Here is a 17,613-nt window from a genome sequence, read left to right on the forward strand (position 1 = left end):
TTTAGGAGGTTACAACTACTATATGGCTCAAAAAAATTTTAAAGAGAGAATTAACGCAGGCGGTGAACTTTCAGAGTTTGAACTTTTATTAGAATCTTATGATAATTTATCTAATCCCGGATTAATCAGAAAAGGGCAGATTATCAACATCGACGACAAGTATATATATGTCAATGTAGGCGATAAGTCCGACGGAATTATTTCTATAGAAGAGTTTGTTTCTGAAGAAGGTCAACCAGATATTACGGTCACCGTTGGAGAAACAATTGATGTGTTTGTGGGTCAATACGACGATAAAATAGGCTACTTGAGACTATCTAAAGAAAAAGCGAAAAGTTTATCTATTCTTGATGATATAGAGGAAATGTATACCTCAGGCGGTATTATTAAGGGAACTATCGTATCTAAAACTAAAGGCGGATTAATAGTTGACCTTAACGGGGTTACCGCTTTTTTACCGGGCTCTCAAATTGATATTAAACTTACAAAAGATTTCGATAGCTATTTAGGTAAAACGCTTGATTTTGTAATAATAAATTTTAATAAGAAAACATGTAACATTATTCTTTCCAGACGTAAGATTATTGAAGACGATCTTAAAAAAATAAGAGAGAATGTCGTTACGGAAGTAAACGAAGGCGATATAATAGAAGGTATAGTCAAAAATATAACCGATTACGGAGTTTTTGTCGATCTTGGCGGTATGGACGGTTTAATCTATATAACAGATGTTTCATGGAAAAGAATTTCGCATCCGTCTGAAATTCTTTATCTGGGTGAAAAGATAAAAGTCAAGGTAATTAAATACGATAAAGAGAAAAATAGAGTATCGCTTGGCTATAAACAGCTTTTCCCTGACCCGTGGGAAAATGTTACCGAAAGACATAAAGTAGGCGATGTTGTGGACGGAGTAATAATAAATATCACTGATTACGGCGCTTTTGTAGAATTAGAAGACGATGTTGAAGGTTTAATCCATATTTCCGAAATGGCTTGGGATAAGAAACAATCCGACCCCAAACTGTTTGTTGCTAAAGGAGAAAAAATTAAAGTCGCTATTATCAGCATTGAACCTGAAAACAGAAAAATGTCTTTGAGCATGAAACAGCTAACGGAAAATCCATGGGACAGCATTAAAAACAAATATCCTGTGGGGACAATCGTAGATACAAAAGTTAAAAATATATTTGAATTTGGCGTATCTGTCGAGTTAGAAGACAACTTTGACGGATTTATTAAACAGAGCGACATCTCATGGACTAAAAGACCTAAGCATCCGCAGGAAATATATAAAAAAAATGATGCCGTTAAAGCTGTTATTATCAGTATTGACGATGAGCGCCAGAGGATATATCTGGGTATTAAGCAGTTAACGGAAAATCCGTGGAAAACTGTCAATGAACGGTATTCTATCGGCGCAAAAGTTGAAGGAAAAATCTCTAATATTACGGAATTCGGTGTTTTTGTATGTCTCGAGGAAGGTATAGAGGGATTAATACATAATTCAAAAATTCCTGAAAATTTTATTAAAGATAATAATATTGAAATTGGTTCCAATATAGTTTCTGAAGTAATTTCAATAGAATCTGACGATCAGAAAATCGGCCTTTCGCTTGTCAATGCCGGTTAAAATATCATTAATAACAATATAAAATTATTATATTTAACTAACTTGATTAAATAAATATTTTGTTACTGTTATTATGGGAAGAATAGTATTATTATTTATAATGTAAATATAATGGAATATATTATATATGTAATATTTAATATAAGAAAATTGTTATAAGATATTATTGTAAAATATATTCCATTTTTAATATGCAGGTGTTCATAATATGAGTAATTCGAAGCATCCGTTTATTACGGGATTTGTCTTTTTGATTGTTTTTGTCGCTGTTTTCGGTTTAGGAATATATTTTATTTTGTTTAATTTTCAATCTAAGTCCGCAGAATATAATGTAGTACGCGGCACTTCCGCTTATGCTATAGGCGTAATAAATTTAGACGGTCCTATAACATCTTCTTCTAATTTTATATCCCTATTAAATCATTATAAACACGATTCATACGTTAAAGCAATTGTTATAAAAGTGGATTCTCCGGGAGGAGAAGTCGCACCGTCGCAGGCTATGTACGAACAGCTTATGAAGTTCAAAAAATATAAGAAAGTGGTTGTATCTATGGGTTCGGTTGCTGCATCTGGCGCATATTATATATCGTCTGCCGCAAATAAAATTGTTGCAGAACCAGGAACCCTGACCGGCTCAATAGGTGTGATTATGGAAATGCCTAATGTTTATAAACTGTTTAAAAAGGTAGGTATTTCTTATAATTATATTGTCAGCGGACCTTATAAAGATATAGGCACTCCGTTTAAAAAAATGACGCCTGCTCAAAGAAAAAAAATGCAGGGAGTAGTTATGAACGTTTACGGTCAGTTTGTTCACGCCGTTGCGAAAGCGAGGCATCTAAAAGTTTCTTATGTTAAAAAGTATGCCAACGGCATGGTTTATTCCGGAGAACAGGCTTTAAAGCTGCATCTTATAGATAAGCTCGGAGATTTTCAGGATGCTGTTAAATTGGCTGCAAAATTATCCAATATTAAAGGTAAACCGACGGTTATTTATCCGATTAAGAAACAATCGCCTATTTTTCAATCATTTATTAAAAAAGCTATTGAAACCTTTATTCATAAAATTGGAACGGAAAGCAGTTTTCAGGGATTAGATGCTATAACCTCTTTAAGATTAAATTTGTAGTATAATTTTATAATTTGGCAAAAATTAAATAATTAGATTATGAAAATTATATATGCTCCATGGCGTATGGATTATCTTATGCAGGATAAATCTAAAATAAATGAATGCGTGTTTTGTGTTGACGACGAGTCATTTGACAATAAGTATATGCTTTACAGAGGCAAATATTCTTTCGTAAAGCTAAATATGTTTCCGTACAATTGCGGACATTTGCTTGTTATACCGTATGTTCACAGTAAAGAAATGAGTGAGCTGACGTATGAAGCAGGCGCTGAAGTTATGCGGCTCATCTCTAAATCATGCGATATATTAACGAAAGCGTATAAATGCGACGGTATCAATGTCGGACTAAATATCGGCAAGGCTGCCGGCGCAGGCATTGAAAAGCATTTGCATTTTCATATTATTCCAAGGTGGGAAGGAGACGTCAGTTTTTATTCCGCGTGCTCCGATCTAAGAGTCGTCTCTGAACTTCTCGATGATACATATGCAAAATTAATTGACTATTTTAAAAAGATGGAAATTTAATTTATATGATAAAAATTATTAATTTTATATTATTAGTTATATTTGTAATATTTGTTCTTGTTTTTACTATATATAATCATGCTCTTGTCAGGGTCACGCTATTTAATTACGAATCTATTAAGATGCCGCTGTCTGTTGTCGTATTTGCTTCGATTATACTCGGAATAGCTATAGCCTTGGTTTACCATTTCTTTATTTTATTTAAAATAAAGAAAGAAAATAAAAAAGAGGCAGATAAAAATAAAAGTCAAAAACCAAAAATAGATTAGTAGATTAATTAATAGATTAATAGATTAATAGATTAATTAACAGAACAATATGCATAGGACATAATTTGCTTTGCTAACTTCCTCTATTGTCAAATCTAAGATTTCATCCGAGTTCAAATTTTTAAAACAAGACCTGCTCGATTTATCGTCATTCGATATTGCCGCAAAAATTTCCGCAGTTATAGATAATATAATAATAGATGCGTTTAATGAAAATATTTTTTCAGACGATGTATGCATAATTGCGGCAGGAAGCTATTCAAACAACGAACTATGCCCTTTTTCCGATATAGATTTAATGATTCTTATAGAAAATGAGGCTGACCATGAAATTCTGACAAAAAAATTAAAAAATTTTTTCTATCTGTTCTGGGATGCTGCGGTGGATCTTTCTCAAAGCGTGAGGACGGTAAAAGAAGCTGTTGATTTAATGGAGACAGATTTAAATACCTATACTTCTTTTATAAATGCCAGATACATTACCGGCAATATCAAACTGTATAATGATTTTAAATTTAAATTCAAAAAAATTAAAGCAAAAGATATTTTTTTAACTGAAATAATGAAGAGTCTCAGAAAAAAAAGACTTATTAACGTGCTGGTAGATAACGATATTTTTCTTTTAGAACCTGACGTAAAAGACGGCATAGGCGGTTTGAGGGATTATTCATGGTGCGAATGGATTTATTACATTTTAGATAAACCTGTTGAATCACTAAAATTCCTGCATTATCATAATATCTACAGCAGTATTCTTAACAACGAAAATTTATACGGCGATGCAGATTTAAACTTTAAAGATATAAAATATTTTATAAAATCTAAGGAGTTTATTTTAAAAACTAGAATAATGATGCATTTGTTATCAGGTAAAAAAATTGACCGATTAACTTTTGATATACAGGAAAAGGTTGCATCTGCTTTTTTTTACAGAGATATTAAATTTTTAAATAAGATAGAATTATTTATGCATGATTATTATTTAAATTCTAAAAATTTGCATATAAATTCAAAAATTATTCTAAATAAATTGATAAAAAAACCATTGTTATTAAATTACAGATTAGATATTACTAATGATAAAAGCGGCAGCAGTAAGAATATAATAATAAAAAAAATAAATAACGGATTAAGCGTTGTTAACGCACAAGATAATATAATAATACAAAATGGATATATATATATCAAAAATAAAGAAAAGTTTTTGTCTGTTCCGGAAAACTCTTTTCTGCTGCTTGAAATATTTTTAAAAACCGGACGCAGACTTGATATGGAATCTGTTAATCTCTTAAAAAAAGCTTATTTTTTACATAAAAATAATATAGTCAATAATAAAACTGCAATAGTTTTTTTCACTGAATTATTAAAAAGCAAAAAAAGAGTGTACGAAACTCTTTTACTGATGCACGAAACTAATCTGCTAAGCGCATTATTACCGGAGTTTGAAAAGATTAATTCCCTCTCAACCAATGATGTATATCATATTTACACTGTTGATGCCCACTCTCTTAACGGCATTCATATTCTGGAAGAATTTGTAAATTTTAAGATGCATAAAGATTTAAAAAATATAGTTTCCGATATTAATGAAGAAGATATGCTGATATTAAATTTATCTATGCTGCTGCATGATATAGGCAAAGGATACGCTCCGCATCATGAAAAGATAGGTTCTAAAATTGCGGTAAAAATCTCAAAAAGACTCGGTATTAAAGAAAAGTCTTATGAAATGATGTATTTTCTTATTTTAAACCATTTTTTAATGCCTCTCACATCAGAAAGAAGGGATTTGCATGACCCGATAACTATCAAAATGATTGCAGATGTTTGCAAAGATATAAAGCATTTAAAATTTTTATTCGTTATAAGCCTGTGCGATTCTATGGCAGTTGCGCCAGGGAGGTTTAATTCATGGAGAAAAATGCTCCTTGTGGAATTGTACAATAAAACATATTCTTATATCGAAGACAGTATGAATTATTATAATCACAATCAGGATTTTTCATTTTACGTAGATGAAATCTATAACGATACGGTTTCAGAGATAAACAAAAATCAAGCGGTTAATTTCGATATTAAATCGTTAAACGGCGAAAATAGTTTTAATCCTGAAAAAGTAAAGGAATACATAAAGAATTATTTAAATTCTTTTTATTATCCGGTAAAATATATTCAGAGAAATTCTTCGAAAAAAATTGTATCGCATATTAAACTATTGTCTGGAATTAATGATGAACGTATATTTGATTATGCGGTGTCGCCTAACAAAGAAGCAAATTATTTTGAATTTACTATTTGCGGCAGGGAACGAAAAAATATTTTTTCCGATATAACCGGAACATTATCATATTATGATTTTAATATTATGAGCGCCGATATCAATACAAGAAAAGACGGAAATTTTATAGATACATTTTTTATTAACCATATATATAAAGATATTAATTCTGATATAGAATGGGACAGAATAGCAAACGTTATCGGTCAAATTTTCAATGGCGCTCTAACATCAATGTCTATATCAGATATGTTTAATAAAAAGATTGAGAGTTATAAAATTTATAAAAAATCCACGCCCCATGTTTCTTCTGCATGCGATTTTTACAATAATTTAAGCGAAGAATTCACTGTTATTGAGATTACGGCATTAGACAGGAAAGGTCTGCTCTATGATATTTCAAAAGTTTTTAATGATTTCAGGATTGATATATTTGAATCGAAGATAACGACTATGGGCAACAAAGCCTTAGATACTTTTTATGTAAAAGATGAAAAAGGCAGGAAGATTAAAAGTATTTTAAAAATTAAAAAAATAAAATCTACTTTTATTAATGTATTATAATATATAATTGCGATATTACTGCGATATACCTTAATCCCGCAATAGAAAGTTATCTACTCGGAAAAGGTGTCAGACACCTTTTAATTATACATATTTATATTTTTTTTGTTCTAATATAAAATAAAGAAAAGGTATAGTATAAGAGGTTTTATCATATCAACATGGCTGAAAATACAGAAGTAATACAGCAGGAAGTATCACAAAAAGAAGGGTTGGGCAAAATAAAAATGCAAGAGGCAGAAGCGTTAATTGACAAATATATAACATATTTGAAGATTGAAAAAGGTTACAGTCAGAATACTTTTTCTGCGTATTATAAAGATTTAAATTTTTTTCTTAATTATTTGCATAAACAGAATGAAGATTTTTTATCAGTAGCGCCTTTATCGGTTCAGAATTTCCTTTCTTCTCTATCCGCCTTAAATCTATCCGCTAAAACAAGAGCAAGATTTTACTCGTCTATAAAAGGTTTTTATAAATTTTTATACAGAAATTCCGAAATAGACGAATTCCCTTTCAAAGATATTGAATATCCATTTGTCAGAAGGAAATTGCCGGAATTTCTCACTAAAGATGAAATTAATAAAATGCTGGAGGTTAAATTTCAAAATAATTTCGAGGGATTAAGGAATAAAGCTTTTATAGAGCTTTTATACGCCAGCGGGCTGCGTATATCGGAAATTGCTTCCGTAAAACTCGAAAATTTTAACTTTGAAATGAATTTTGTTAAAGTGATAGGAAAAGGCTCAAAGGAAAGAATTATTCCGTTTAATATTTCGGCGGCAAAATATATTAAAGAGTATCTTAAAGAACGGGGTAAAATAGAAAGAGGCGCCGGTAATTATCTTTTTGTCACAAAAAAAAGCAAACCGCTTACAAGGCAAGGTCTATGGAAGATAATAAAAAAAATGGCGCTTAAATCCGGTATCGACAAAAATATAACCCCGCATACTATAAGACATACTTTTGCCACGCATCTTCTTGAAGGAGGGGCAGATTTACGTTCCATACAACAAATGCTAGGTCATTCTAATATTTCAACTACCGAGATTTATACACATACCGATATAACACATTTGAAAGAGCAGCATCAAAAATATCATCCGAGAAATACAGATACGGATGCGGCAGATGCGGCGGAAGAAAATATAAAAAAGTAAGATGTTAAACGCAAATTTAAATTTTAATATAAATATAGCAGACGATATACATTTAAGCAGCCGCACAGCTATGCATTTGTACGCAACTTTCGGTAAAATTGCGGAAGAGCACGGGTTTAAAATTTATATTGTAGGCGGCTTTGTCCGTGATTTACTGATTTATAAAATTCATAACCGTCATAAGACTTGCGATTTATTAGAAAAACCGGTTGATATTGATATATGCGTGGAAGGGGATGCGATTATTTTTGCGGGAATATTGAAGCAGGAATTATATAAATTTGAAAATAATATTTATATTTGCAATATAAAAAAGCACGAACGATTTAAAACGGTAAGCATGGTTTTTTCTATTGTTCATGAAAATATTATTAATATAGATTTTGCTTCAGCCCGCAGGGAGTTTTATGCTAAATCAGGGGTGCTTCCTTCGGTAAAATTTTCAGACTTGGAACATGATTTAATAAGGAGAGATTTTTCGATAAATGCTTTAGCGTTTAATTTAGGACCGGATAATTTTTTTAAAATAATAGATTATTATAATGGCGTAAAAGATATTTTAAATAAAAAAATCAGGGTACTGCACGATTTAAGTTTTATAGACGACCCTACAAGAATATTCAGAGCTGTAAGATTTGAAAAAAGATTAGGATTCAGGATTGAAGAAAACACCAAAAAATTATTAATAGATGCCCTATCAAAAGGGGTAATGGATAATATCTCAGGAAAGAGGATAAGCAATGAACTTAATTTAATTTTTCATGAAAGCCGTCCCGAAGTTTATTTTTTAAGGCTTGAAAAGCTTGGCGCACTGAAAAGCATTGATGAAGACTTAAAATTTACATCATGCAATAAAAGAAATTTTGAAAAGATACGCAATTTTTATCAGTCAAATAAAGAAAAAATTAGCACAATTAAAATAAATGAGACGAAGATTAAAAATGCGAACGCAACAAAAATAAATATTGAATTATTGTATTTAATGGAGCTCTTAATCAGATTAAAAGATGAAAAAATAGTTTCTATTCTTGAAAGACTAAACTTTGGCGAAAATATAAAAAAATTATTTTTATCAATAAAAGCGGAAATCAAATCTATTAAAAAGATTGTCCGCAATATTAATAAGATAGGAATAAATAACATATCTGATATAAATATAAATAAGATAGATATAAATAATAAAAATAATATAAATATTAATATAAATAAAATAGATATAAACAATAAAGAAAATATAAATCTATCTATAAATACGGCGGATACAAATAATACAGGCGCAAAAAATATCGGCAACAAATATATCGGCAATGCTAATATTATGATGAATATTACCGCAGAAAGCAGCGCAAATTTCAAAAGCAGACTATATTCGGTTCTGAAACCTTTTAATTTATATTCGATTATTTTTTTTATAATGAGATATAATAATAATAGCGGCAGCGATATTAATAGAATTGATAAATATTTAAAGATTTATCTTTTTGAAATTATTAATGTCAAATCAGACGTTTCAGGAGAAGATCTAAAAAAGCTGGGCTTTAAAGAAGGACCTGAAATTGGCAAAATTTTGAATATGTTAAAGCTATTAAAGATTGACGGCGCAATCAAAAGCAGGAAAGAAGAAATTGAATATATAAAAACCGAATATAATATAAAACATGATTAAACTATAGTGTATTTATTAACTTTATTTGCATCTAATAATCAATTAAATTAATTTTATTTATAAGGAGGGGGGTTTACATGGTTGAATTTAATTTCAAGTTTGCTTTGTCACCTGCTATAGGAGATGGCGGTATTTCATATGACGATATTAAATTATTGAAAGGTAAATTGACTGATGCTAAAAAGAATTTGGCAACATTGAGGAAAGACGGTGCAATCGGTCTATACGATGTTCCTGAAGACAAGCAGATGGTTAAAGACATTAAAAATATGGCAGAAAAATTTTTCTCAAATAATATAAAAACGTTATTTGTGTTCGGTATGGGCGGATCTTCCCTCGGGGCTATTTTTCTTCAGAATGCTTTGAAACAGACAATAGATAAAACCGTAAATAAAAAAATGAAGGTATTGTTTTCTGAAAATATTGATCCTGCCTATCTAAGTAATAGTATTGAAAAATTAAATCTTGATGAAACTTTATTCTGTTTTGTTTCAAAGTCCGGTAGCACTATAGAAGTAGTATCCCAATTTTTTATTATAAAAGAAAAGTTAGAAAATAAATTTAAAGATGCTTATAAAGAGCATATGATTTTTATAACCGATAAAAAAAGCGGTTTTTTAAGAAATTTTGCCGATGAAAATAATATTTCAGTTCTGGATATTGCTGCTAATGTCGGCGGAAGATATTCTATAATTACCGCAGGAAGTTTATTTCCTGCTTACTGTATGGGTTTAGACATCGATGAATTTTTAAACGGCGTAATTTCCGCCAGAAACGATATACTGGCTAAAGAACCTTTAGATGCTAATCCTGTTTACACCGCCGCATCTATAATATATCTTTACTATACCCAAAAAAAACGCAACATGTTTCTTATCGATACTTACGGCGATTATCTTAATGAATTTGGAAGATGGTTTAGACAATTATTTGCTGAAAGTCTAGGCAAAGATTTAAAATCGCCCACGCCGGTAAAAGCGACGGGAGCAACAGACCAGCACTCGCAATTACAGCTTTACATGGACGGACCGCAAGATAAACTGTCATGTTTTATATGTCTTAAAGATTATGGATTTGATTATAATATTAATTCAAAAGGTTTTGAAAAGTATGCTTATTTAAACGGTAAAAAACTTTCGGAATTATTATTGAATGAACTGAGCGGCGTCGAGTTGGCGCTTGCAATGAAGGGCAGACCGTCTTTCCGGATTACGGTAGACAAAATCAATGAATTTACAATGGGTGAACTCTCTTTTATCTGTATGGAGATGGTACCTGTGCTCGGAAATCTGCTTGAAATTAATCCTTTTGACCAGCCGGGCGTCGAAAAAGGCAAAAAATTTGCCTATCTTCTTATGGGCAGAACCGACAGTTCTTTCGCATCGGAAATGGAAGAGCTTAAAAGATTGCAAAAAATTGAAGATGTTGCATTTTAATTTTTAATGGATAATAATAAAAAACAGAAAATAGTTATTTTAGGCGGTCCGACATGTTCCGGCAAGACGGGTTCCTCTCTCCGCTTAGCGCAAATTTATCCTTTGGAGGTTGTAAATTATGATTCGCTGTGTTTTTATAAATATTTTGACATAGGCAGCGCTAAACCTGAGAAGTCAGAGATGTTAGCGGTAAAGCACCATCTTATTGATATAAAATTTCCGGATGAAAGTTATAATGCTTTTGATTTTTCAAACGACGCTTCATCAGTGATTTTAAACATTATAAATAACGGCAACCTGCCGTTATTTGCGGGCGGGACTGGATTATATACAAGGGCTTTAATTTATGGATTATCGCCTATCCCTGCGATATCCGGCGATGAAATCAGAAAAAAGCTATCCGAGTCAATTAAAGAAGAAGGCGCGGAAAAGTTTTATGAAAAATTAAGAGAAGTTGACCCTGAATATGCCATGAGAATTTCTTCTAACGATAAGAGCAGAATAATTAGGGCGATGGAAGTTTTTTACCATACAGGCAGACCGCTGTCGTATTTTATTAATTTAAATCCTTTTAAAGAACCGGCTTATGATTTTATAAATATTATTTTTATACCGAACAGAGAAATTTTAAAAAAAAGGATTGAAGAGCGGACAAAAGATATAATACATAACGGTTTAATAGAAGAAACGGAAAAAATTCTTAACATGGGTTACAGTTCTGATTTAAAACCGTTTAATTCTATAGGATATAAAGAAACGCTGATGTATTTAAACGGCGTTATACCGTCTAAAAACGAACTTTTTTCGGAAATAGTTAAAGCAACAATGCAATATGCAAAAAGACAGATAACGTGGTTTAGAAAATCAGTAAATGCCGTTTTTATTGAAACTATAAATGAAGATGAAAGATTAAGTATTATTAAGAAAAATATAGATATTTTTTTGGCATAACTTAACTTAGTAAAACTGTACGTGATTTAACTTTGTCGTTTAAAACCTAACTAATGCAAACTTAATAAAAACTATCATATGGAAAAAGCGTTTTTGGTCGGAATTAACCGGGGAAAAAAAGAATTAAGTTTAGATTCGCTGGAAGAACTCGGCATGCTTTCAAAAACTGCCGGAGCGGTAAATATAGGGCAGGTTTTAAAAAATGTTAAAACGATTAGTCCTGCTTATTACATAACAAAAGGCATGGCTGATGAATTAAAAGAGATAATACAGTCTAACGGCGCAGACATAGTTTTATTTGATGCCGATCTTTCGCCTGCCCAGGAAAGAAATCTATCCGATTTTTTTGAAGTAAATGTTTTAGACAGAACGAGGATTATTCTTGATATCTTTGCAACCAGAGCCAAAACGGCTGAAGGCAAACTGCAGGTTGAGCTGGCCCTGCTGCAATATATTTTGCCCAGACTTAAGGGAAGCGCCGATATGCTTTCAAGAACAGGGGCTGGCATAGGAACGCGAGGACCTGGAGAAACTAAATTAGAAACGGATAGAAGAAAAGTCAGACTTAAAATAAAACATATTAAAGATAAACTTGAGCTTGCCAAAAAAACACGCTCTTTGCAGAGATTGAACAGAGGAAAACAGAGGTTGGATACCGTTACGCTTGCAGGTTATACCAATTCAGGAAAAACTACGCTATTGCAAGCGCTGACCCACTCTAAAGAACATGGCGAAGATAAACTTTTTGCTACCCTTGGCACTAAGATGGAGGCTATGCATAATAAAAACGGAAACAAAAAAGTTATTATATCCGATACGGTAGGTTTTATACAAAATTTACCGCTATTGTTGATAGAATCGTTCAAATCTACGCTGGAAGAAGCCGTGTTTTCCTCGCTTTTAGTTCACGTTGTCGATCCTACGCAAAATGGAGCGGTTGCAAAAGCCGAAGAGGTTATTAAGATTTTAGAAAAAATAGGCGCCGGAGAGAATAAAATTATAACAGCATTAAATAAAATAGACCTTATTCCGCAGGAACAGGCGGATTATCTGAAAAATAAATTTGAACAAATTACGGGAGGCGTGGTTGTACCGGTATCGGCTAAAAACAATATTAATTTGAATCTGCTCAAGGATTCAATTTTTCAAACTCTGCGGTAATGGCGGAAATGCGATTAATATTTATCTGTCAGAATAGCTGAATATAGGGCATTGCGTTGAGCAAACTGAAACCGGTGTCCGTCCTTAATTTATTTGATTTGGCGTTTTGCCTTTTTAATGTTAATATAGATAATATTATTTTTATTTATATATTCTTTATATTTAAGAAATGTAGAGAGTTTTAATTTTATATTTTTTAAAAGATTTAAAATGCCGCCGGCATACTTGATTTTCACGCCTACATAATCATTGGAAAATGAAGATATATATATATTTTTTAAATCCGGTGAAGATTTTATCATCATCTGCATAAATTTGTCGGCGTATGCATATTTAAAGTGACCCGTAAATCTTAATCTGTAGATATTGTATATAATTTTATTTTTATTATTAATTTTTTGTAATTTAAAACCTAATTTTGCGAGCTCTTTTTTTAAATAACCTATATTAATATTACATATAAGATTTATATAAAAAAGATTCAAATAAATTTTTGATTTTACAATTTTAAAAGAATAAATAAATTTATTAGATCTGGAATATATAGCTTTATCCAGAATTATTTTATTTTTTTTATTATCGGAAGTATTTTTGCCGATAAGCAGAGCGACGGTTTTTTTAAGTGCGACGGTTAAATCTTTTTTTATACCTATAGTCTGTATAAGCTGATAATTTTTTTTTGGAACAACGACGAACGTATTAGCTTTAACGCTGAATGCATAAATATTTTTTATAAACAGTCCCGATAAAAATAAAAAAGTAAATAAAAAAATAGTCATAATAATTAAATTTCGGAGAATATTGATGTTATATATATTAAAAAAATCACGATTTAAGCAAGATACAACATATGAAAATCTGTTAACATTTTTACTCTGCATTCTAGACCTGTCCTTTTAATATTTATATTTGTATTTGTATTTGTATATATTTTACGATGATTGAAATAAATTTAAATCAGTTACGATATTTTTAATATTTGTATATATTTTATAATCATTGCATATAGATTTAAATATTTCCTGATATTTTAATACTTTTATAATACTTTTTAACAATTTCAATATTTGTTTTTTAATTTTTTTTATAATTTTAAAATATTATACCACAATCATTAAAATTTAAAGATAAAAATTTGGTTTTTCAGCTTTTATTTGTTATAATAAGATATGTTAAACGAGCGGACATTACATGCAAATCATTTGAACTAAGGGGCATTTTAAAATGAACTTCGAAAAACAAAAAAATAACGATTTAAGATTTATTATTAATGGCAAAAATAAAAAATACGACGACGATTCTTATTGTTTTAAACCGTTTGCCGATATGTACGAGTCTGCAAAAACAATAGTTATTCAGGTGGAATTATCAGGCGTAAAAAAAGAGAATCTCAATATAGAATTGGGCGACGGTATTATTCAAATTAACGGGATAAGAACTAAATGCAGGTCTCAAGAAGAAGAAAATTATCAAAGAATGGAGCGTTCGTACGGTTTTTTTAAGCGTTCGTTTTATTTGCCTAAAAATATAAATGCGGAGGGTATAACTGCCTCTTTTAAAGATGGAGTGCTGGAAATAGTTATTCCCAAAAATATTGATATCAATTCGAAAAAAATAAAAATTTATTAATATAATTTTATACCGGAATAAGTTATATCGTAATACAGGCAATATGAATTATGCAACTTAAACTTTATAAACACAAGCCGTATAAACTAAAGTTATGCGAAATAAATCATATAAACTAAGTTATGTAAATTAGACCATATAAATTAAATTATATAAATTAAAAAATTTAATAAATTAATATTTTTTATTAAAATTTAATACAAAATACTAAAACTTTAAAATAGGCGGTACAAATATTATGTTTAGCATTGACAATTATGAAGACAAACTCTCGGAAAGCGGATTCAGAGTTCTTACTATCTCCATAGAAGAATCAAAAAAAAGAAAGCATTACTATCTTGGTTTAGAACATATATTTTATGCTCTTACGATAGTCGACGAAGATTTGATGAACGATATATTCGAAGACCTTAAAATAGATAAAAAAAAGCTTTTGAAATTATTAAACGATTACATGATGTCTCAAGAGCAGTATATAGGAGAAGGTCTTAAAATACCGCTTCAGACCAGAAATATTTTCAAAAGCGCCTACGATTACGCTCAGAGTTCCGGAAGAAATATGATAGATTCTACTGATTTTCTTATGGTAATGTTTCAGGAATCGAATTCAGTAATTGCGAAAGTTTTCAGCAGCATAGGCATTGACTCGGTTGTTATAGCCGATAAAGTATTTCAAAAAATAAGGGAAAGAAAAAATAGAAGCGATGAAAATAGAAGAAAATACGACCTTCCTTACACTTTAAGGCAGCATGCTACTAATTTAAGCAAGCTGGCTGTTATGGATAAACTGCCGTTAGTTTTTGACAGAGATGCCGAAATTACTAAAGTTATGGAGATATTATGCCATATAGACAGGTCCAATTCAGTCATGATAGTAGGCGAACCCGGTGTCGGTAAAACAGCCATAGTAGAAGGATTAGCAAGGAAGATAGAGCTGGAACCGTATAATGTTCCGCCCAGACTCAGGAATAAAGTGATTGTCAACCTTCAAATGAACTCTCTTATAGCAGGCACTGTTTTCAGAGGTATGTTTGAAGACAGGATGGAAAAAATAATAAATGAGATAAAATCAAGAAAAAATATTATTCTTTTTGTAGACGAGGTTCATTCAATTATAGGAGCCGGTTCTGCAATCGGCGTTCCCAGCGATGCAGCTAATATTCTAAAATCTTCGCTTGCCCGCGGCGATGTTCAGATGATAGGCGCTACGACTTTATCCGAATACAAAGAAGTTATTGCCGAAGACGAAGCCCTTGCAAGGAGGTTCAGATTAGTTCACGTTAAAGAACCGTCTCTCGAAAGCGCGAAAAGAATTATGTATGGATTAAAAAGAAGATTTGAAGATACCTATAACGTTGAAATATCAAAAGAAGCAATCGACGAATCGCTTAATCTTTCTTCAAGATACAGCAGGTCTTTAAGGCTTCCGGATAAGGTAATCGGCTGGTTAGATACCGGATGCGTCAAGGCGGAAATATATTCCGAAGATAAAATAGTAAGAAAAGAAAATATTTATCAGGTCGTGTCGCAAGAGACGAATATACCTGTTGATTTAATTAAACGAGACGTTCTTGAAAGATTTCAGGATATGGAAGATTTTTTCTCTAAAAGAGTAGTCGGACAAACCGAAGGGATTAAATCTCTTGCCAAACATATAAGGCTTAATAAAGGACCTCTGAAGAGCAATTATGATAAACCTGATGCAGTGCTGCTTTTTTTAGGCCCGACCGGAGTGGGCAAAACTGAAACTGCAAAAGCCCTTGCAGAATATATGTTCGGTTCTCCAAAAAATTTAATAAGGATTGATATGTCAGAATATAAAGACGGTTCACTGGCGGTAGATAAGCTGATAGGTATGCCGAGAGGAATAGTGGGTTCTACAAGGGGTGGCATTCTTTCAAATCAGGTAAAAGATAACCCTTTTTCCGTAATTTTGCTGGATGAAATAGAAAAAGCAAGCGATATGGTTTTTAATCTATTTTTGCAGGTTTTTGACGAAGGATTTTTAACAGACGGCAGAGGAAAAAGAGTATATTTTTCAGATTCTATAATTATAATGACTTCAAATCTCGGTTCGCATGAATTCTCAAAATTTACAAAACCGTTAGGTTTTATTGAATCTACCGATGTTATCAAGTCTATAAAATCTACCATCAATAAAGAAGTGGAAAACAATTTTTCTCCTGAGTTTATCAACAGAATAGACGATATTGTAATTTTTTCTCCGCTTACAAAAGAGGAAGTTAAGAAAATTGCATTGCTGCATTTAGAAAGCATTAATAAAAGTATGGCAGGGTATGACAAATCATTAATTGTAGAAGAGGATGCTCTCGGCAAACTTGTTGAACTCGGTTTCAGCGCTAAATACGGAGCAAGATTTTTAAAAAGAAAGATAGATGACATAATAAAAGTTCCAATTACATTAAAATGGAATGACGGAGATATATTTATCGCCGAATTAAAAGACGGTGAGGTTAGTGTAGAAGCCGATAAAAATTATAAAAACGGAAAATCTGATAAAAATAATAATAAAAATAATAAAAAAAATGAGATAATCAAAGAAACACTTGAAGAGGAGCCCAATTATGTTTGAAAATTCCGCAGATGATAATAATAAAAATAATATTAAAGACAACGGTAAGGATGAGAATTCCAATTCTGAAGAAAAAAGTTTTAAAGTCGTAGATAAAAGATTATTTTCAAAAGACGGAGAATCAAATAAATCATCGGAATCTGTCTCCAACGGCGGAGCGCATGAAGAAAAAAAAACTGCAAGTTCTGAAATGAAAACAGAATTGCATGATAATACGCAAAATTTTTCGCACGCAAATACATTTGAAGAAAACGAAATAATAGGCGGCAAAGAAAAGGGTTCATTCAACGCCGGAGGCAATAGCGATGCCGATAAAAATGGCAACAGTATTGAAGAACTTAAAGCCGATTTTTCGACTTTCGTTTATTCCCTTAACGCTCAGGCTTTATTTTACCTTGGAAAGCTGCCTAATCCTATGACCGGAAAATATGAAAAAGATTTAAAAACAGCAAGATATTTAATTGATACGATTGACATGCTTTCAAACAAAACAAAAGGCAACCTTGATGAAAACGAATCAAAACTGATGACGAATATACTGTATGATTTAAAAATGTTTTATGTTAATGAAAAATAAAAATGAGAAATAAATAAAATATCGGATACTATATCGCAA

The 17,613-nt window shown here is 31.2% G+C and carries 14 protein-coding genes; 13 read left to right on the forward strand and 1 reads right to left on the reverse strand.

The annotated features are described in order from the left end of the window. Positions 1-22 precede the first annotated feature (22 nt). From EVJ46_06905 to hflX, 10 genes are all read left to right on the forward strand, one after another. The gene (locus tag EVJ46_06905) at positions 23-1,630 is read left to right on the forward strand and encodes a 30S ribosomal protein S1 (GenBank protein RZD15921.1); all 1,608 of its coding nucleotides are present in this window, start codon (positions 23-25) and stop codon (positions 1,628-1,630) included. Positions 1,631-1,838: 208 nt separating this feature from the next. Then, the gene (sppA, locus tag EVJ46_06910) at positions 1,839-2,762 is read left to right on the forward strand and encodes a signal peptide peptidase SppA (protein RZD15922.1); all 924 of its coding nucleotides are present in this window, start codon (positions 1,839-1,841) and stop codon (positions 2,760-2,762) included. Positions 2,763-2,801: 39 nt separating this feature from the next. Further along, positions 2,802-3,290 (forward strand): HIT domain-containing protein, encoded by a 489-nt coding sequence (locus EVJ46_06915; protein RZD15923.1) that lies wholly within the window; start codon positions 2,802-2,804, stop codon positions 3,288-3,290. A gap of 5 nt (positions 3,291-3,295) precedes the next feature. After that, on the forward strand, positions 3,296-3,559 hold the full coding sequence (locus tag EVJ46_06920; protein RZD15924.1) for a LapA family protein: 264 nt from the start codon (positions 3,296-3,298) through the stop codon (positions 3,557-3,559). A 70-nt stretch (positions 3,560-3,629) separates the two neighbouring features. After that, entirely contained in the window at positions 3,630-6,401 is a 2,772-nt protein-coding gene (locus EVJ46_06925) for an HD domain-containing protein (GenBank protein RZD15925.1), read from the forward strand. A 161-nt stretch (positions 6,402-6,562) separates the two neighbouring features. Next, entirely contained in the window at positions 6,563-7,561 is a 999-nt protein-coding gene (gene xerD, locus EVJ46_06930) for a site-specific tyrosine recombinase XerD (protein RZD15926.1), read from the forward strand. Position 7,562: 1 nt separating this feature from the next. Beyond that, positions 7,563-9,227 carry a CCA tRNA nucleotidyltransferase gene (locus EVJ46_06935; protein ID RZD15927.1) on the forward strand — a complete coding sequence of 555 codons (1,665 nt, stop codon included), beginning with the start codon at positions 7,563-7,565 and terminating at the stop codon, positions 9,225-9,227. Positions 9,228-9,304: 77 nt separating this feature from the next. Beyond that, the gene (locus EVJ46_06940) at positions 9,305-10,663 is read left to right on the forward strand and encodes a hypothetical protein (protein RZD15928.1); all 1,359 of its coding nucleotides are present in this window, start codon (positions 9,305-9,307) and stop codon (positions 10,661-10,663) included. 6 nt (positions 10,664-10,669) lie between these two features. After that, the gene (miaA, locus tag EVJ46_06945; protein ID RZD15929.1) at positions 10,670-11,614 is read left to right on the forward strand and encodes a tRNA (adenosine(37)-N6)-dimethylallyltransferase MiaA; all 945 of its coding nucleotides are present in this window, start codon (positions 10,670-10,672) and stop codon (positions 11,612-11,614) included. A 78-nt stretch (positions 11,615-11,692) separates the two neighbouring features. Next, positions 11,693-12,775 carry a GTPase HflX gene (gene hflX, locus EVJ46_06950; GenBank protein RZD15930.1) on the forward strand — a complete coding sequence of 361 codons (1,083 nt, stop codon included), beginning with the start codon at positions 11,693-11,695 and terminating at the stop codon, positions 12,773-12,775. An 89-nt stretch (positions 12,776-12,864) separates the two neighbouring features. On the opposite strand, the gene EVJ46_06955 is transcribed toward hflX, so the two are convergent. Next, complete coding sequence (locus EVJ46_06955; GenBank protein RZD15931.1) at positions 12,865-13,554, reverse strand: hypothetical protein; 690 nt, start codon at positions 13,552-13,554, stop codon at positions 12,865-12,867. 445 nt (positions 13,555-13,999) lie between these two features. Here EVJ46_06955 and EVJ46_06960 point away from each other — a divergent pair, with 445 nt between their 5' ends. The 3 genes from EVJ46_06960 (at position 14,000) to EVJ46_06970 (ending at position 17,574) form a co-directional block, all read left to right on the forward strand. Next, a complete protein-coding gene (locus EVJ46_06960) occupies positions 14,000-14,404 on the forward strand; it encodes an Hsp20/alpha crystallin family protein (protein ID RZD15932.1) in 405 nt (134 codons plus the stop codon). A 238-nt stretch (positions 14,405-14,642) separates the two neighbouring features. Further along, complete coding sequence (locus EVJ46_06965) at positions 14,643-16,997, forward strand: ATP-dependent Clp protease ATP-binding subunit (GenBank protein RZD15933.1); 2,355 nt, start codon at positions 14,643-14,645, stop codon at positions 16,995-16,997. 190 nt (positions 16,998-17,187) lie between these two features. Further along, positions 17,188-17,574 (forward strand): DUF1844 domain-containing protein, encoded by a 387-nt coding sequence (locus EVJ46_06970; protein RZD16232.1) that lies wholly within the window; start codon positions 17,188-17,190, stop codon positions 17,572-17,574. Positions 17,575-17,613: the final 39 nt, after the last annotated feature.

This window comes from Candidatus Acididesulfobacter guangdongensis (assembly GCA_004195045.1).
Taxonomy (GTDB): Bacteria; SZUA-79; SZUA-79; order Acidulodesulfobacterales; family Acidulodesulfobacteraceae; genus Acididesulfobacter; species Acididesulfobacter guangdongensis.